Source organism: Pseudanabaena sp. PCC 6802, assembly GCF_000332175.1.
In the GTDB taxonomy this organism is placed as follows: Bacteria; Cyanobacteriota; Cyanobacteriia; order Pseudanabaenales; family Pseudanabaenaceae; genus PCC-6802.
This window is the reverse complement of sequence record NZ_KB235914.1, coordinates 1,619,208-1,636,926: the sequence shown is the minus strand read 5'-3', so window position 1 is coordinate 1,636,926 and position 17,719 is coordinate 1,619,208. Positions and strand designations below refer to the sequence as shown.

12 protein-coding genes are annotated in these 17,719 nt (G+C 49.1%); 2 read left to right on the top strand and 10 right to left on the bottom strand.

Going from position 1 to position 17,719, the window contains the following annotated elements; translation table 11 throughout:
• Window positions 1-2: 2 nt before the first annotated feature.
• The gene (locus tag PSE6802_RS0112600; RefSeq protein ID WP_019500419.1) at window positions 3-1,520 is read right to left on the bottom strand and encodes an acyl--CoA ligase; all 1,518 of its coding nucleotides are present in this window, start codon (window positions 1,518-1,520) and stop codon (window positions 3-5) included.
• 270 nt (window positions 1,521-1,790) lie between these two features.
• Here PSE6802_RS0112600 and PSE6802_RS0112595 point away from each other — a divergent pair, with 270 nt between their 5' ends.
• Window positions 1,791-5,471: a WD40 domain-containing protein gene (locus PSE6802_RS0112595; protein ID WP_019500418.1), complete on the top strand. Its 3,681-nt coding sequence runs from the start codon at window positions 1,791-1,793 to the stop codon at window positions 5,469-5,471.
• A 32-nt stretch (window positions 5,472-5,503) separates the two neighbouring features.
• Here the strand turns inward: PSE6802_RS0112595 and PSE6802_RS0112590 are convergent, their stop codons facing one another.
• The 7 genes from PSE6802_RS0112590 to serC all read right to left on the bottom strand — a co-directional run bounded on the left by PSE6802_RS0112590 (window position 5,504) and on the right by serC (window position 14,185).
• Window positions 5,504-6,334, bottom strand: a complete 831-nt coding sequence (locus PSE6802_RS0112590) for an FkbM family methyltransferase (RefSeq protein ID WP_019500417.1) — start codon at window positions 6,332-6,334, stop codon at window positions 5,504-5,506.
• Window positions 6,335-6,370: 36 nt separating this feature from the next.
• Window positions 6,371-7,663: a glycosyltransferase gene (locus PSE6802_RS0112585; protein ID WP_019500416.1), complete on the bottom strand. Its 1,293-nt coding sequence runs from the start codon at window positions 7,661-7,663 to the stop codon at window positions 6,371-6,373.
• On the bottom strand, window positions 7,660-9,069 hold the full coding sequence (locus PSE6802_RS28835) for a cytochrome P450 (protein ID WP_019500415.1): 1,410 nt from the start codon (window positions 9,067-9,069) through the stop codon (window positions 7,660-7,662). The genes PSE6802_RS0112585 and PSE6802_RS28835 overlap by 4 nt, the downstream gene beginning before the upstream one ends.
• Before the next feature lie 2 nt (window positions 9,070-9,071).
• Window positions 9,072-10,118, bottom strand: a complete 1,047-nt coding sequence (locus tag PSE6802_RS0112575) for a Rieske 2Fe-2S domain-containing protein (protein ID WP_019500414.1) — start codon at window positions 10,116-10,118, stop codon at window positions 9,072-9,074.
• A gap of 36 nt (window positions 10,119-10,154) precedes the next feature.
• Window positions 10,155-12,410, bottom strand: a complete 2,256-nt coding sequence (locus PSE6802_RS0112570) for a polyprenyl synthetase family protein (protein WP_019500413.1) — start codon at window positions 12,408-12,410, stop codon at window positions 10,155-10,157.
• A gap of 74 nt (window positions 12,411-12,484) precedes the next feature.
• Window positions 12,485-13,063 (bottom strand): hypothetical protein, encoded by a 579-nt coding sequence (locus tag PSE6802_RS0112565; RefSeq protein WP_019500412.1) that lies wholly within the window; start codon window positions 13,061-13,063, stop codon window positions 12,485-12,487.
• 12 nt (window positions 13,064-13,075) lie between these two features.
• The gene (gene serC / locus PSE6802_RS0112560; protein ID WP_019500411.1) at window positions 13,076-14,185 is read right to left on the bottom strand and encodes a 3-phosphoserine/phosphohydroxythreonine transaminase; all 1,110 of its coding nucleotides are present in this window, start codon (window positions 14,183-14,185) and stop codon (window positions 13,076-13,078) included.
• Between the two features lie 238 nt (window positions 14,186-14,423).
• On the opposite strand from serC, the gene bioU reads away from it, so the two are divergent.
• Window positions 14,424-15,407, top strand: a complete 984-nt coding sequence (gene bioU, locus PSE6802_RS0112555) for a (S)-8-amino-7-oxononanoate synthase BioU (RefSeq protein WP_019500410.1) — start codon at window positions 14,424-14,426, stop codon at window positions 15,405-15,407.
• A gap of 37 nt (window positions 15,408-15,444) precedes the next feature.
• Here bioU and glcD read toward each other — a convergent pair whose 3' ends face one another.
• Window positions 15,445-16,962, bottom strand: a complete 1,518-nt coding sequence (gene glcD / locus PSE6802_RS0112550; protein ID WP_019500409.1) for a glycolate oxidase subunit GlcD — start codon at window positions 16,960-16,962, stop codon at window positions 15,445-15,447.
• Between the two features lie 27 nt (window positions 16,963-16,989).
• On the bottom strand, window positions 16,990-17,703 hold the full coding sequence (locus tag PSE6802_RS0112545) for a DevA family ABC transporter ATP-binding protein (RefSeq protein WP_019500408.1): 714 nt from the start codon (window positions 17,701-17,703) through the stop codon (window positions 16,990-16,992).
• Window positions 17,704-17,719 lie beyond the last annotated feature (16 nt).

Sequence of the window (17,719 nt, the reverse complement as noted above, 5' to 3'; positions counted from 1 at the left end):
CTCTATCCCTCGGTAAGATTCAGCAATTTCGCCATATTCAGACGCTGTAATTTACCCGTTGCTCCTCTAGGTAGCTCATCTAAAATATGGAACTGTCGCGGCACTTTAAATTCTGCCAACGATGCCGAACAATACGCCTTTAATTCTTGCTCGGTAATGGATTTATCTGTCACCACGATCGCGGCATGAATATCTTCGCCTAGCATTTTATGAGGTACGGCAAAAGCGATCGCCTCCATTACAGCAGGATGTCGCAATAAGATATCATCTACTTCGAGCGGAGAAATTTTCTCGCCGCCTCGGTTGATTAGTTCTTTCAGCCTTCCTGTCAGGCGTAAATAGCCATCTTCATCTAACATTCCCCGATCGCCCGTGCGAAACCAACCGTTAGTAAAGGCTTTAGCATTGGCTTCGGGATTGTTTTCATATCCATCGACAACATTTGCACCTTTAACTACGACTTCACCTGATTGACCTCTTTCCTGTAAATTCCCATCTTCATCCATAATCGCTACATCTACACCGAATCCATAGCCAACGGTTCCAGGCTTGCGGATTTTAGGTGGCAAGGGGTTAGTTGCCATCAAGTGAGCCGCTTCTGTCATGCTGTAGGATTCCAATACGGGAGCATTGAGCGTAGCTTCCATTTGTTCGATGATGACGGGTGGCAGAGGAGCGCTGCTAGAGCGAATGAATCGAAATGGATTGGCTTTGACAATGGCTTCATTGCGAGAGGCACGCGATAGAATTGCCTGATGCATCGTCGGCGCGGCAGAATACCAGCTTGGTTTGTAGATATCTACCAACTTCCAAAATTCCAATGCATTAAATCCATTGGGGCAAACTAACGTTCCTCCCGATGCAAAAGTGGATAACAAACATCCCACCAGTCCGTGAATGTGAAATAAAGGCATCAGGCATAAAGTCGTGTCGGCAGGAGATAATTCATAGGCGCTGGTAATGTTACCTACAGAGGCTGCTAGATTGCGGTGGCGAATGGGGACGCGCTTAGGACGGCTGGTGGTGCCACTGGTATGTAAAATCGTGGCGATATCGTCGGATTCTGCGAGTTCTTCTACACGAGGCGATCGCTCTATTCCATTAATTTTCTCGAATGATAGCGTTCCATCAGGATTTGATGTAGCGCGGATGACGAGTATATCAGGTGTTACAGCAGCTAGTGCGGCTTCGATTCCTTCGTCAAGAACAATGAGCGCGACAGCATTGGTATCTTCATAATAAAAGACGAATTCCTCCCGGTTATATTTAGGATTAAGAGGTGCTGCCGTCGCACAGGTAGCAGTGGCGAGAAATGTAACGACCATTCCAGGGCTGTTAGGAATGGCAATAGAAACGCGATCGCCTTTTCCTATACCGAAACCATTAAGCTTAGCAGCGAGTTCTCTGACATTCCGCCGCAGTTGTTTGTAAGTTAGGTCAGGTTTACCTGGTGCGGTTAAAGCTATGCGATCGTCTTCTCCAGCTAATAAATCCAGCACCGTATTGTTATGATTTGCCATTTTTCATTACACCCTACCAGCTTGTAAAGATACCCTAACAAACATACTGAACCTTAACACGCAAATATTCACCTGTGAAATTCGGTTCGTACGATCGAACGAGGGCAAGCTGCACTCAAGAGAAGCGCGACCGGAAAGCTTTACCAGTATTGCTGCCACTAAGATAGAGCTTTCCAGACTTCGATGAAAGTTATATGATTATTTTACGATCTTGCGATCTGACCATCCTTAATTCCTTATACCCCTAGAGTAACTGCGAATTAATACGTAATGAACGGCACAGAAGCGATCGCCGTGTTGTATGAAGTCATGCGGCAAAGAGGGCGATCCGATACCTTCACAGATGTTCAAGAATTAGTAATTCGCCAAAGCTGCGAAGGAAGTACCTATGCGGAGATGGCAAACAACTCTGACTATGATGGAGACTATGTCAGGAAAGTTGGCTCTGAGGTTTGGCATACCCTGAGCGAAATTCTCGGCGAACCAGTCAGCAAAGGAAACATTCGAGCCGTCCTGAGTCGTTGTCAGCGACGAGTAAAAGTATTGGATACTGAAATTACTTTGCCACAAAGTCAGAAAGTATCGATTTACCAGGATTGTGATGAGGTAATTGATGTCTCAATATTTTGTGGGCGCGTGCAGGAATTGGATACTTTGTTTGAATGGATTACTTCCGATCGCTGCCGTTTAGTTGCCATTCTAGGCATGGGGGGAATTGGGAAGACATCTTTGGTAGCGAAGTTAGTTGAAAAGATTTTAGAGTTTGGCGGTGAAGGGCTGGAGGTTGGAGAAGATGGTGAGGAAAGGAGGGAAGCACGATCGGCGTTTAAGGCTTTCAGATTCGTGATTTGGCGATCGCTGCGGAATGCGCCTACAGTGGAAAGCATCTTAGTCAGCTCCATCCAGGCGATCGCGGATCGAAGGGGAGATAGCGTGGCAATGCCGCAGACTCTTGATGGGTTGTTGACAAAATTGATGGATTATTTGCGCTCCGAGCGCTGTTTGATCGTTTTGGATAATTTTGAATCAATTCTTAGAAGTGCTGGGGATGGTGGCAGCGAGATCGACTATCGCGTTGGCTTATATCGACCTGGCTATGAAAATTACGGTCAAATGCTGCGTCGTATTGGCGACGAACTTCATAACAGTTGTGCGATCTTGACTAGCCGCGAGAAACCAAGTGGAATGTCATCGAATGAAGGGCCAAGGTTACCAGTACGTTCGTTTCTCTTAAGTGGATTGCAATCGGAAGGAAGCGAGATTTTTAGGGTGAAAGGTCTGTCCGGTTCTGAAGAACAGTGGCATTCTTTGATTCAGCATTATGGGGGCAATCCATTAGCTCTGAAGATTGTTGCAACCAGGATACGCGAGCAGTACGGCAGCGATGTTGCTGCTTTTTGGACGAGCCATAATTCTGTGTTTGGCGACATTCGCGATTTGATCGAACAGCAGTTTAACCGCCTCACTCATCTAGAGCAACAGGTGATGTTCTGGCTGGCAATTAACCGTGAATGGATAGATATCAGTACCCTCCAGGAAGACTTTGTCACGCCAGTTTTACCGAGGCAGCTAATAGAGGCATTGGAGTCGCTCAAAGTGCGATCGCTAATCGAAAAACAGCAACACAGCTTTACCCAACAACCCGTAGTAATGGAGTATGTTAGCGATCGTCTAGTCGAGCAAATTTACTTGGAAATTACCAATACTCGACCTGTTTTAATGCACGATCTCCCTTACTGGAATACCTACGCTCTCATCAAAGCCCAGGCTAAAGACTATATTCGCGAAACGCAAGTCAGATTAGTCCTCAAGCCGCTGGCAGACATGTTACGGCGTTTTTTCGTGACTGAAGATCGTACCAAAGCCTACTTCGATCGGATGCTCTCAGACATGAGAGAGCAAAGTCCTAAAAGATTGGGTTACGCTGGCGGCAATATTCTCAATTTGATGCACTGTTTGGACATCGATTTAAGCTATTTTGATTTTTCTAACATTGCCGTGTGGCAAGCCTATCTTCAGGGGATTAATCTTCACTACGTCAACTTTGCACGAGCTGATTTAAGCAGATCTGTATTTATTAGAACGACTGGTAGCATTCTTTCGACTGCGATTAGCCCCGACAGCCAGGTTCTGGCTACGGGTTTAGAGCAGGAAATTTGTATCTGGCAACTTAGCAGTGGTAAGTTACTTTTTAATCTTTGCGGTCATACGGATTGGGTAGTAGCGTTGAAGTTTAGTTCCGATGGCAGTATCCTTGCCAGTGGGAGCCATGACGGTACTGTAAGGCTGTGGGATGCTTGCACGGGGCAATGTTTAAAGACCTTACGCGGTCATAGCGGGCGCGTCCTTTCTGTTTTCTTTAGCCCGGACAGCAGCATTCTGGCTAGTGGTAGTAGCGATTGCACGATTAAATTATGGCAGGTTAGCGATGGTGCCTGCCTTCAAACCATACAGGCACAAGGCGATCGCGTTACGGCAGTAATTTTTAGCTCCGACGGAAAAAACCTGATTAGTGGCAGCGATCGTTGGGTAGATTTATGGAATTTAACTACAGGAGAGTGCCAATATATAATTCCAGTCAATATCAATTGGATGCTATCCATCGCGCTCAGTCATGATGGAAAAATTCTGGCGATCGGCTGCGATGGCAATAAGATCGGATTATACAATGCCATAACTGGTACCTTCTCGCACGCCTTACAGGGCTATAGCCAATATGCCTGGGCGATCGACTTCAGTGCCGACGATCGATTGCTTGCAATTGGCAATGAAGACAGAACCGTGCAGATATGGGATATCGCCAATGGTAAACGAGTGAAAACTTTCCACGGTCATAGCGATCGCGTCTGGTCCGTAAACTTTAGCATGGATAGATCTGTGCTGGTTAGTGTGGGTGAAGATGAGATCGTCAAGATTTGGGATACCGCAACTGGGCAATGTCTAAAGACATTGGAATCGCATAGTAATATGATTTCATCTCTATCGTTCAGTAGTGATGGACGTTTGCTTGCAAGTGGAAATAAGGATCGGTCGGCAAGGATATGGGATGTAAGTACTGGCAAATGCATTAAAGTATTGCGAGGGCATACTAATTGGGTGCCAGCGGTAGCGTTTAGCCCCGACAGCAAGACTATTCTCAGTGGCAGCGACGATCGCAGCATAAAGCTATGGGATGTCAGCAGTGGCGAATGTATGAGAACCTTCCTCGGGCATAGTAGTTGGATTCAATCTGTGGCATTTAGTCCTGACGGTAAAACTATCGCTAGTAGCAGCCACGACCAGACCGTGAGGTTGTGGGATATCGTTACTGGCGAATGCTTGCATATTTTTAAAGGGCATAGCGATCGCGTCAAGTCGATAGTCTTCCATCCTAATGGCAAGACACTCGCGAGCGGAAGCGATGACAAAAACGTTCGGATCTGGGATATCGCAACTGGCAATTGCCTCCAGGTTTTATCCGGTCATGAAGGATGGATCTCGTCTGTAGCTTATAGTCCTTGTGGCGCTCGCCTGACCAGTAGCAGTGGCGATCGCACGGTGAAATTTTGGCATGGTGAAACCTATGAATGCCTCCAAACTTTGGAAGGTCACGAGCGTCCCGTGCGAGCCGCTATCCTGCATCCCAGCCCTAAACATAAGATCCTGGCGACCTGCGGCGATGATTGCCTCGTTAAGGTCTGGAGTCCTCGCGATGCTGTTTGTATCCAAACACTCGTCGGGCATAGCAAGCCAGTCTGGGCGATCGCCTTCAGCCCTAACAGCGAAGAAGCTCACATTTTAGCCAGTGCGGGAGAAGATGAAACCATTCGTTTTTGGGATACGCGATCGGGGGAATGTCTGAAGACCCTGCGCGTAGATCGTCCCTACGAAGGTATGAATATCAAAGGTGTCACGGGTTTAACTACCGCTCAAAAAGTTACCTTGCAGGCTTTGGGTGCAGTTGAGCGCTGAAAATCTGTATTATTGCGAAGTTGGATTTCTTGCTACTGGCGCTTAGCATAAAGTAGGAAAACGCTGGAACCTTTGAGGATAGGTTGCTGGTCTACGGTAATCGCGTCCAGTCCGCGTGCTTTGAGCAAAGCCGAAATCGTCTCGACTCGACGATCTACATCGTGAACTTCGATCGCAACTTGTTTGATTTTAGGCCAATCTCGTTCTTCAATCCCGAGAAGAACATCCAACTCACCTTTTTCGACATCTATTTTGAGCAAGTCAATCTGACAAATGCATTGTTCGCGGACAACTTCAGAAAGCGTCCTCAATTGACAGGTGACGCGCTCCGCATTCCTAGTTGTTCTCCCAAACATATAATCAACAAAGGCTTTTCGCAGGAAACCGGGAAGACGCTGAAACCAGAGAGGTGTTGCTTCGATATTGCGGAGTACGGCATTCTTTGACTCCTCAATCTGTTCTTTGGAAAAGTCGAGATCGGCACTCGACCACAGTGTTGCAGCGGGATAATAGGCGAATGTCGCTGTTTTAGGTTCCTGTGCCAGCCCGTATGGAAATACTTTCAGATTCTCGAAATTGAAACGTCGAGCATTGCGGAACAGCACGTCAAAAATTTTGGGAATTGGCTCAAAGGCATAGATGTTGGCATTGCGATCGCATAGCTGGTATGCCCAGATTGTAAAAACGCCAATATTAGCGCCTACATCGAATATAGTATCGCCTTCTTGAATCTCAATACCATGTTTGAGATACTCTTTGACCTCTTCAGCCATAAATTGTGCTTCACCTTTATGCAGGCAGAAGATCTTTGCGCCGTTCTTAAGGGTGACCTCTGCAACAGAAGGTAGATTAAATCGTGTCATTCAGAAATTTGCTCCTAAACGATAATGTGGAAATTGCTAGGTTACAACTCTGGGTGGAACTTTGAGTTGTGCTTCGATCGCATCGCAAGCTGCCCGAACTCCAGTTTCTGCCCGCACTCGCAAGCTAATTTCTGCAGCGCGGTTCGTGTAAGAGCTGTCTTCAAGCAACGATCTCAGTTCGATTGCGAGGCGATTGGCCTTATAGCGACGGCGAGAGAGAATGCGCGCAACGCCCAACCGCTTAGCGCGAGCAGCGTTATCCGGCTGATCGTGGGCGTAGGGAACGAACAACATCGGGCGACCGGAGCGCAGTGCTTGGGCTGTAGTCCCAATGCCGCCGTGGAGTACAATGGCTGCCGCACGTGGGAACAGAGCTGAATGGGGAACGTAGCCAAAGGCAACGATGTTTTCTGACAGACACTCCGATGGCAAGCGATCGACATCCGGCCCGGCGAGCAAGACGGCGCGATAGCCTGAGCGTCTCGCTGCCAGCGCACTCTCTATAAAAAAGTCATCCGCATCCCAAACGGCTGACGAACCCAGCGTAAACACGATAGGAGGAGAACCTGCATCCAGGAAGTCGATTAATTCTGGCGGCAAGCGATTGGTACGATCGCGATCGTCAAACATAAAACCAGCGATGCGAACCTGAGAAGGCCAGTCCGGTTGAGGAATAGCGAGAACCTGAGAGAACAGTGCCAGGACGAGGTGAGGCGAAAACTGACCTTCAAAGAGCGGATCGCCTCCAATGGATAAACCCAGTTCGTTACGTAGCTGTCGTATTGGTTCGCTCCAGGGACGCAGGTACCATCTACCGAGTTGCTGTAAAAGGCGAGCCAGCCAGGGCTTAACCATTTTCGGCTGAATGAGACTGTCTGCGTTCAGGACGGCAGGATCGTAAATCGAAGGAATTGAAATGGGAGCCAGTACGGTAGACACCCAGCGAATGCCCGTTTTCTCTGCTACTAGGGGGCCTGCAAAGAAAAGTGGGTGGGTCAGCAACAAGTCAGCTCCGCGTACAATATCCATCATAGCATCGTAACTAGTTTTGACATGAGGGATCAATAGCTGGCGCAGAACGTATTCCGTACCTCGTTTACAATCCATCATCTTACTTATCGCTGCTCGCAGTGCTTCAGGAGTATAAGAGGAAAGATCGGGTTGAATGGGATAAAACTCAATACCCTGAGTCTCAACCTCTGTTTGGTAAAGTCTTCCTGTGGCAAGGACTACTGAGTGACCCCGCGCTTTCAACTCCAGCGCGATCGCCAGATAAGGATAAAAGTCGCCCAGGGTGCCATTGGTGCAAATTACGATGCGGCTGCTCATAGAAACCTCGCATTTAAAGGAGCATAACTTTCTGCCATTGAAGACTGCCTCTCTTTTTCTGAGCGCTTCCCTTTGAGACGCATGGTTACCCCTCCTGAAGGAACGAGCAGAAGACCCCGAACTTGGGGGCGTATGGATTCGCGATCTACCAACTCCAGTTCGTAGTTTGAGAGGATCGTTGCCAACACTAGTGAGATCGTCATCTGCGCTAAAGCTGCGCCAATACAGCGACGGCTGCCACCGCCAAAAGGCAAAAACTCATAAGGAGAAAACTGACGTTCTAAAAATCGTTCTGGTTTGAATTGCTTGGGATCGGGATAGAGATCTTCGCGCTGGTGCGTGAGATAGATGCACCCGAGCAGAACCGTACCGGGGTCGAGATCGCAGTCCAGTAAGCGAACTGGCGATCTCACCACTCGCGGGAACGTCATGAAGGCAACAGGATAAATTCGCATGGTTTCCTGGCAGACGGCTGTAAGGTAGGGAAGTCGATACAGGGATTTAGGGTCGCGATCGCCGTCTAATGCATCTAACTCTGCCAGCAATCTCTGGCGGACATCGCTTAAGTGATGCACCCAATACAGCGCCCAAGCTAGAATGGCGGATGTCGTCTCGTGTCCTGAGAGCAAAAGGGAGAGCAATTCATCGCGTATCTCTACATCGCTCATCGGGATGCCATCTTCATCGCAGGCTGACATCAACAGCGCCAGAATGTCATGCCGTTCGGAATGGGGATTTTGACGACGATCGGCAATTTCAGTATAAATCAGTTCGTCTAACTCTCGCTTTAGGGAGAGGAAATGTCCCCACGGACTCCAAGGACCTAAATCCCAGCGTGCGGCAGTAGAGAATATTAGCGTGGAGCTTACAGGGGATTTGAAGATCTCGAAAATCGCGCGAATCAGCCATTCAAAACGCTGACTGCGCTTCCCATCGCTGATGCCAAATATGACTTCTAGCATGATTTTCAGAGCGATTTCCTGCATGTTAGAGCGAGCCGTAAACGGGCGATCGCAAGCAACTCCATCCATCACCGATCGCGTGAGGCTACAAATTTGTTGGCCGTAAGTCCACACCCTTTCTCCATGAAAAGCAGGCATGAGGAGGTGGCGTTGTCGCTGGTGGCGATCGCCATCCACTGTCATCACTGAGTAATCTCCCAAAAATGGTTTGAAAAACTCATGTAACTGTCCAGGAGCATCAAATTGAGTCGTTTCATTTGCGAACATCTGACGGAGAGCCTGCGGGTGATTGACAATCACTAGATGGTTGGAATTCCAAGCGGATTTCAGCGCAAATAGATTGGGGCACCTTCGATTAGCCGCTTCCAGGTAGTGGGTGGGATTGAATCTTAGCTGCAATAGTTGTAAGAGAGTGGGGGCTTGAGGGCCATTTGGCAGAGTCATTGCTAGATTCCCTCCGAGTAAAATTGACACGCCCAGTGACGGCATTGCATAATGGGGCCATCGCCTTCGCAGAGTAAAGGAGCGCTGCGGTAAAGTTTATTTTCCATAATGGGGATGTCCTGTTCGATCAGTTTAATTGTGTCTGCAAGGGTCTTTTTGTAGATGGCTCGCGTAACTGCACCATTTGCAAATTTCCGAATACTGTAAAGGATATGTACGTCGAGATATTCGCGATCGATTGGAGTTAGCATGAAGATCAAAATGGTGTTCAACTTTAGGGTTGCATCGATCCAGCTGCGAACCCTATGCAGCCCGGTACTGTGAGTTGTATACAAACCCAGACCGTAGAAGGTGTAGTCGATTTCAATATCGCCTCGAATCATAAGTTTTTCTAACAAGGAGACGTTATATCCCCCGCGCATTCGATTGGTTAATATGGTGCCATCTGTTTTTAGGAACGCATGCTCGCAGGTATGTGCCCCGTGTAGAGCTACAAAGTGCGTTGTATCCACGCTATTCTCTACCATCTCTTGCGCGTGCGTGCGAATTTTCCAGGATTGACGGTGGAAAGGAGTCCAGTCTTTAGCATTCCACTGCGTAAATTCTGGTACTTGCCATGAGGGAGTTTTTCTCTCTGCATCGTGGTACGCGAGAATCAGGCCGTTAACTTCACAAATCGGCCAAGAGTTAATCTGTGCTCTAGGAGGAACCTCCTTTGTATAGGGGACGTTTGTACACCGACCGCTGCCATTGAATTGCCAGCCGTGAAAGGGACAGCGAATCGTTTCGCCTGCAACGCTTGCCCCATAACCGAGATGAGCGCCCAGATGGGGACAATGGGCATCGAGTAGATGTGGAATACCATCAATGGTGCGAAAGAGGACGAGGTCTCTACCAAAGTAGTATAGTGGCTTGACTTCTTCCAGAGCGAGTTCGTCGCTATAGGCCACTCTAAACCACCCATTAGGGAAAGACGTGAAGGGAAAACGAGAGTTCGTACTGGAATTTTCAACTTCTAAGTCGGAAGCGATCGCAGAATTTCTTGACATGGTACTATCTTTTGCTATTGACTGCAGAAAAGAAATCTAGTAATGCCGCTCCAGTAGATAAAATCCGAAGGCACGCAGCATAATCTTGGTTTGGGAGTCCTTAAGCAACGGATCGAGAGATTGCCAGGCATTTTCTACCATTTCCCTCGCGCGATCGCTGCAAGCCTCTAGAGCGCCACAGCGCGCGATCGTGTCAATACAGGCGGACACGATTGCTGGTTCTTTGGGTTGTGACTGTAACGTATTCCAGAGCCAGGTTCGATCTGCATGGGTTAGCCGCGACATGGCTTTGACAACGGGAAGCGTCACCTTTCCTTGCATGATATCCTCGCCACGGAACTTGAGGTTGCGCTCGAAACCTCGCAAGTTAAGAATATCGTCGATAATTTGAAAGGCAAGACCGAGGGCTTCGAGATACTGTCCGAGAGCTTCGATTTGCTCCTTGCTACCACCACCGATGAGACCGCCCGCACGGGCTGCCGTTCCTGCTGGTACAGCCGTTTTCAGCCAGCATGTTGTAAGCACCTGGCGTTCTAGTTTCGAGCTATCTCCGCTGGCAACGACAGCATCCATCTCGGAATTCAACCCTGCTAGATCGAAAGCCTGGCCCGTATGCGCGGCGCGAAATGTCTTGAAGAATAGCTCGTAAAGTTGCAATCTGATATCGGGGGAAAGGTTTGCAGACGGAAGCAGAAGTTCGCTCAAGAAATAGCAGGCCGTTCCGGCATTGATTGCCAGTGGTTCGCCATAGAGTAAGTGACAGGTTTTTCCACCTCGGCGAACCGTCGATCGATCTTGTACGTCATCCACGATGAGGGAACCAACGTGGATCAACTCGGGCATTCCCAACAAGTGCATGTACGGACGGAAGTCGCCACCTACGGCATTGCAACAGGCCATCAGCGCGTAGGAACGCCACGACTTACCGCCGCGATCGCTTATCTCTCGGATTGGCTCGATGATATTGCGCGCAAATCGATTGGTATCGATGTCATTCAAGAGTTCGTGGTTTCCACCGTTAGCAATCAGAAAGCGAACCTGCTCGTTGCTTGGGATATCCGGCAGGAGATTGTGGATTGACTTCTGCACTTCCCGACCGACAGCGGTAAAAAAATCGTCGATGCTGTGAATTGTGTTAAAGCCTTTGCGTTCCAAGTATCCGCGACCGACAACCGACTGCCCGTCGATGGTTCCGCGCATCGATATGCATCCTTCCCAGAATGCTGGTGCTGCAATTAACGTGATGAACTCCTGCTCGTCGAAGCAAGCTGCAATCTGTAGCTCCAAATTCGCCGCCGGAACCTGGAGTACCCAGTGCGTTGGATAGTCGTTGAATGTCTGCTGACTGCGCCAGAGATTGTCAGGACTGAGGGAGAAATCTTCGTATTGACGAGAATTACCCTTGGGATCGACAAGGATCGTAAATTTGTCTATGAGTTTATTGTTGCTTTTGTCAATCAGCATAGAAACGAGCAAATCCGAGCCGCTGTCAAGCTGAATGCTCATCCAGGTCCAGGCAGCCCCTGCCACGCTGTTCTCGCGATCGCTCTCATCGCGATATACACTGCCAAATTCGCGATCATACCAGGCAATACCTGTATCTATCGCATGTTTGCTACCATTTTGTTCGATATAACCGCTGGCATCCAATCTGGGAATGAAATAGTAGAACGTAGTTAACTTATTGAACTCGATCGCCCCATTATTTCCGTAGCGGGTAGGCGGCTTTGTCGGAGTTAACACCAGCTTGCAAGCAATTTTTGCTTCTGGATCGCAGAGTTCGAGCAAGTAGCTACCGTCCTCGCGCTTGAGAAATCGCGAGCCGTCGTAGTTCAGTTCCAGGCGATCGCTGGCTGCATATGCTTCTCCTGCAAACATGCGATCGGGGGCAGGAATTTTCCCAGCTTCTAACATTTTGCGCAGCGTGCGTTCCATCCAGGGATCCTGGAGAATCTTTTCGCCACCATCCATCATCTCCAGCACCGTCTTTGGCCCAGAGCGATCGCCCAGCGATACCGCATGGTAACGATGATTGTCTGTATCGCTCAGCGCCCACGTTAGCGCGTGACCGTATTGCGGCTCTTGCGTTGCGTCGTCATAACCGATAATTTTACGAAAAAACGATGCAAAGAGCGAAAGAGAACGACCGTCAGTGGTTGTGAAATGGCTGTTGATATACCACCACTCAATGGCAGCATTGTGAGGTAGGTCGTGTATTGCTAAATCGATAGGCCCCTGGGCAGGCCAGTTCTGTGGAATCGATCTGGATAAACTTGGAAGGGTAGAGACCATGGTAGTTGCTCGGTTGAAAAAATTAAAAATTGACTCGACTTACTGGCGTTCTCATTCGCATCGAAATATCATCTTCACTTCAATCTTGAAACGGTTCGCGTGCATTGGTCTATATCAGCTCTAGCCCAACGATCTAACGCAGACTCTGGAAATTCAAAGAAGTATCGCTTTTCCCCATCAATTTCGGTTTGCGCCAATAGGTGCGCGCCAGCCCAAAGATAAGAGCGAAGAGGTCGTTCCGCAGTTGTTCCCAGAGCACTCTGGCAACCCTGTTGACGTAAGTCGGTGAAGCAGTAGCTCAAGAGTTGGAGTAGTCGATGCAGGTGTCGATTGCGAAGAGAAAAGATGTTTATGAGTTCGCAATACTGCCGATCGCTTGCTGGAGGTGAGAAGCCAAACGCAGCCGATTGAAATTGTGAGGGTTTGTAGTTTACCGCTAGAGCAGCATCTAAAATACCGTCTGAATCCCGCACTGCATAGATTAGTTGGCGATCGTAAGGGATGCGGGTTCGCAAAGTTTGCTTGGTGTCGTCCCAAAGCCAGAGCTTTCGGACGAGACGATTTGAGGTGAGGTTGGCAAAAGCTTGAAAAAAAGCACGCTCGTATTCATTGCGCTGGAATGGATCTTGGGGATCGAGTAGAAAAAACTGCATTTTCTTTCCCTCCTAACGATGGCGGCGATGGAAACGGTACATAAACCTACAGAGAGCATCAACAGCCTCAAGGGTCACTGCATTGTAAAGCGAAGCGCGCAGTCCCCCTAAAGTTCGATGTCCTGCCAGCCCAAAGATTCCATTTGCCTGAGCCTCTTGAGCGAACTCCGCCTCTAACTGTGGACTGGCCATATTAAACACAACATTCATCAAAGAGCGATTTTGAATTGCTGCCCGACCTCGATAAAATCCCTCGCTTTCATCAATCGACTGATAAAGTCGTTCTGCTTTCTGTTTGTTCAGATCGTGCATTTCATCCAAGCTCGCGATCTCCCGTAGCATCCAACGCGTTACTAACATCATGACGTAAATGCTAAAAACCGGCGGCGTATTGTAATTCGATCGCTTGAGAACATGGGGGCGGTAATCCAGCATCGTATGTAGATTGTCTGGGATGTTAGCCAGGAGATCTTCGTGCAGAATAACTACTGTCACCCCCGAAGGGCCTAAATTCTTCTGAGCGTGAGCGTACACCAGGGCATACCGATTTATGTCAAAGGGTCTAGAAAGGAAATCCGAAGACATGTCGCAAACCAACGGTATATTGGGAAGTCCCGGAATACTATTAAATTGCAGCCCTTCAACTGTCTCATTTGAAATATAGTGCAAGTAAGCTGCGTCGGGAGTCAAGTTGAGTTCGGAGCGATTCGGCAACCGCATGAATCCATCCGCACTTCCATCCCATGCAATCCGGACATTGCCTTCTCTTTGGGCATCAGGAACAGATTTTGCGCTCCAATACCCCGAGACAATGTAGTCTGCCGTGCGATTGCTCCCGCGCAAGAGATTCATCGGAACCATCGAAAACTGCAGGCTGCTACCACCTTGCAAGAATAAGATTTTATAGGATGTGGGAATATTTAGCAGGCTTCTTAAATTCGACTCCGCTTCGTTTAGGATCTCATCAAACCATGGCGAACGGTGACCGATTCCCAAAATTGACAAAGGTACGTTTGGCAATCGTTCGAGCGCCTGTCTAGTTTCCTCTAAAACCACCAGAGGAAGCGCCCCTGGGCCGGGAGAAAAATTAAAAGTAGAAGTTGTTTTTTGAAGCGTTATCATTATGTTTTACCCTTGAAGAGCAACCTATCATTCGGTAGCCCTACTTTATCGGGAAGAGGTTTTTGAAAACATCGTATAAATGTCATGTCTGGCTGATTACACTTGTCATGACATTGCTCGTTTTGCCGATTACATTTGTCATGACATTACTCATTTTTGCCTTGTGCAAAACTTTAAGATACCTTCGGGGTTATTATTAAGACTGGCTTTTTGAGTAAGTAAATTGGGTAAAGCTGATATGACGATTAAGGTAGGAATTTTAGGTTTTGGCGGTCTGGGTCAGGCGGCAGCTAAACTACTAGCTGGCAAGCAGGAAATGACATTGGTGGCGATCGCAGATCGAGACGGCTACGCCTACAGTTCCAGCGGTCTAAACGTAAGTGCGGCGATCGCTGCCTACCAAGCCAAGGGTTCGGTGGGTCACCTGGAGTCCTACGGCACAGCCAGTCAGGACAGTATTGCCAACCTGATTGCTACGGCACGGGATGTGGACGGCTACTTTCTAGCTTTACCTAACCTACCTAACACTTTCATGGCAAGCGTGGCTCGGCAATTCATCCAGTCCGGGTGGCAGGGTGTTTTGGTCGATGCAATCAAGCGTACCAGCGCCGTCGAACAATTAATCGATTTGTCTGGCGATCTCGCCGCGCATCGCATTACCTACATGACTGGTTGTGGTGCGACACCGGGCTTGCTAACCGCAGCAGCTTCGATCGCTGCCCAAAGTTTTGCCGAAGTCCATAGTGTCGAAATTACCTTTGGTGTCGGTATTGCCAACTGGGCCGCCTATCGCGCCACCATTCGCGAAGATATTGCCCATATGCCCGGTTACAGCGTCGAAACCGCGCAGGCGATGACTGATGCGGAAGTGGAAGCGTTGTTAGAGAAAACTAACGGCATCATTACGCTCGAAAATATGGAACATGCCGACGATATTTTGTTGGAGCGGTTGGGAATTTGCGATCGCTCCCGCGTTACGGTTGGCGGTGTTGTGGATACGCGCAATCCCAAGAAACCGCTCAGTACGAATATGAAACTCACGGGCAGAACCTTTGAGGGCAAAATCTCCACGCACACATTTACTTTGGGCGATGAGACCAGTATGGCAGCGAACGTCTGCGGGTCAGCCTTTGGTTATCTCAAAGCAGGGAAAATGCTACACCAGCGTCATATTCACGGTCTCTTTACTTCCGCCGAAGTGATGCCTCTATTTGTACGCTAATACCATTCTCACTTGCAGAATATCCCTATAGAGAATCTTAGAATCGCTCGGCAGGAAATGCTGTGTCAATGTGAGGTTTTGCCCCTTCGCCACAGGTGCGCGGCGTAGGGAAAATCTTGGTGGGATTCGCGATCGCTTTAGGATCGAATACCTGACGCACCCATTGCATCGTAGCCAGGTCAGCGTCGGTAAACATTTCGGGCATGTAGCAGCGCTTGTCAGAACCAATGCCGTGCTCGCCGGAGATGCTGCCACCGACTTTAACGCATAGTTTGAGAATCTCTCCACCCAATTCCTCCACAACTTCCAAAGCTCCAGGTTGAGAATTATCGTAGAGAATCAAAGGATGTAAATTCCCGTCGCCCGCATGGAAAACATTAGCGACGTTGTAGCCGTATTTCTTGCTGAGTGCCTCAATTTCCCGCAGAACGTAGGGTAACTTCGTGCGCGGAATCACGCCATCCTGTACGTAATAGTCGGGGCTGCACTGCCCCATAGCTGCAAAGGCAGCTTTACGACCCTTCCACAACTTGAGGCGCTGCTCCGGATCGCTCGCCGAGGTAACGTTACGCGCTCCATTTTTGCGACAAATTGCTTCCACCAATTTGGCATTCTCTGCCACTTCCACCTGCGAGCCATCCACTTCAACTAATAAAATAGCGACAGCATCGCGGGGGTAGCAACCAGTGGCAACCGTATCTTCGACGGCATTGATGCTCATGTTATCCATCATTTCCATGCCACCAGGGATGATGCCAGCACCAATGATATCGGATACAGCACTGCCTGCTGCTTCCACGCTATTAAAATCCGCCAGCAGTACGCTAATTGCTTCCGATGTTTTGAGGATTTTGAGCGTGATTTCCGTAGCGATTCCCAATGTCCCTTCCGAACCAACGAAAATGCCAGTCAGATCGTAACCCGGCATTTCGGGAATTTTTCCTCCAAAATCGACAATTGCTCCATCAGGTAGCACCACTTTTAGCCCCAGGACGTGATTGGTGGTAACGCCATACTTGAGGCAATGCACTCCACCAGAGTTCTCCGCCACATTCCCACCAATGGAACAGATAATCTGACTGGAGGGATCGGGCGCGTAATAGAATCCCGCACCGCTCACCGCCTGCGTCACCCAGTTATTAATTACCCCAGGTTGCACTACCACGCGCTGATTCTCTAAATCCACTGCCAAAATCTGCTTCATTCTAGCGGTCACGATCAGAACCGAATTCTGCAACGGTAACGCACCACCTGACAAGCCCGTACCCGAACCTCTGGCCACAAAAGGAATATTGTAGCGATCGCATACCTTCACCACTTCCGACACTTCCTGCGTGGTGCTGGGCAGAACCACTATTTCGGGCTGCTGGCGATAGCTGGTTAGGCCGTCGCACTCATAGGCAATCAGATCTTCGCGCGCGCGTACGACATTCTTTGCTCCCACGATCGCGGCAAATAGTTGCGCGATCTTCTGCCAATCAGTTTTTCGCGGATCGGGTTGAAGGGGCTGACGATCCGGATCGATTGTGGGTGATGGTTGAGGTATCGCAATCATGGCACTAGTTAGCAACTCATTAATAATTTACTCTGTCGCCATCGCGATCGCAACTGTATCTTGCGTTGTAAGGCGACCGTCTTCCATGTTGACGATGCGATCGGCAACGTCGAGAATGCGATTGTCGTGGGTGACGAGTAGAATCGCACATCCCTGCTCCCTTGCCAAGCGTTGCATAATTTCCACCACATCTCTACCAGATCGACTGTCCAGGGCGGCGGTCGGTTCGTCTGCGAGGATGAGTTTGGGATGGCTGACTAAAGCCCGCGCGATCGCCACCCGCTGTTTTTGCCCGCCAGATAGAGCAGCGGGATAGTAGTCAGCGCGATCGCCCAAACCAACAGCCTCCAGCATCGCCACCGAAAGTTTGGTGCGATCTCGCATGGGAATGCGATCGTGCAAGCGCAGAGACATTCTGACATTCTGATGGGCAGTGAGGCATTCCAAAAGGTTGTTGGACTGGAAGATAAAGCCAATATTGCTGCGCACCTGTACCATTTGCTTCTGGCTGGCACCATATAGCTCTTGGCCGAGGATTTGCAAACTGCCCTCCTGTAACGATCGCAACCCACCAATCAAAGTAAGCAGCGTAGTTTTACCGCTCCCTGATGGGCCGGTGAGCAACACCACTTCGCCAGGATTGATATCTAAATCAATATCGCTAAGTACTGGTTTACGGAGATTGCCACTACCAAAAGCGTGGTTGAGATTGCGGATAGAAACGGTGGGTTGTGGAGGCATAGTGCGGAATAGTTAA

Coding starts and splice junctions, on each gene's coding strand:
- PSE6802_RS0112585 (WP_019500416.1), bottom strand. CDS start 7,663: ATGAGCAGCCGCATCGTAATTTGCACCAATGGCACCCTGGGCGACTTT.
- PSE6802_RS0112600 (WP_019500419.1), bottom strand. CDS start 1,520: ATGGCAAATCATAACAATACGGTGCTGGATTTATTAGCTGGAGAAGAC.
- PSE6802_RS28835 (WP_019500415.1), bottom strand. CDS start 9,069: ATGACTCTGCCAAATGGCCCTCAAGCCCCCACTCTCTTACAACTATTG.
- PSE6802_RS0112595 (WP_019500418.1), top strand. CDS start 1,791: ATGAACGGCACAGAAGCGATCGCCGTGTTGTATGAAGTCATGCGGCAA.
- PSE6802_RS0112565 (WP_019500412.1), bottom strand. CDS start 13,063: ATGCAGTTTTTTCTACTCGATCCCCAAGATCCATTCCAGCGCAATGAA.
- PSE6802_RS0112570 (WP_019500413.1), bottom strand. CDS start 12,410: ATGGTCTCTACCCTTCCAAGTTTATCCAGATCGATTCCACAGAACTGG.
- PSE6802_RS0112590 (WP_019500417.1), bottom strand. CDS start 6,334: ATGACACGATTTAATCTACCTTCTGTTGCAGAGGTCACCCTTAAGAAC.
- serC (WP_019500411.1), bottom strand. CDS start 14,185: ATGATAACGCTTCAAAAAACAACTTCTACTTTTAATTTTTCTCCCGGC.
- PSE6802_RS0112575 (WP_019500414.1), bottom strand. CDS start 10,118: ATGTCAAGAAATTCTGCGATCGCTTCCGACTTAGAAGTTGAAAATTCC.
- glcD (WP_019500409.1), bottom strand. CDS start 16,962: ATGATTGCGATACCTCAACCATCACCCACAATCGATCCGGATCGTCAG.
- PSE6802_RS0112545 (WP_019500408.1), bottom strand. CDS start 17,703: ATGCCTCCACAACCCACCGTTTCTATCCGCAATCTCAACCACGCTTTT.
- bioU (WP_019500410.1), top strand. CDS start 14,424: ATGACGATTAAGGTAGGAATTTTAGGTTTTGGCGGTCTGGGTCAGGCG.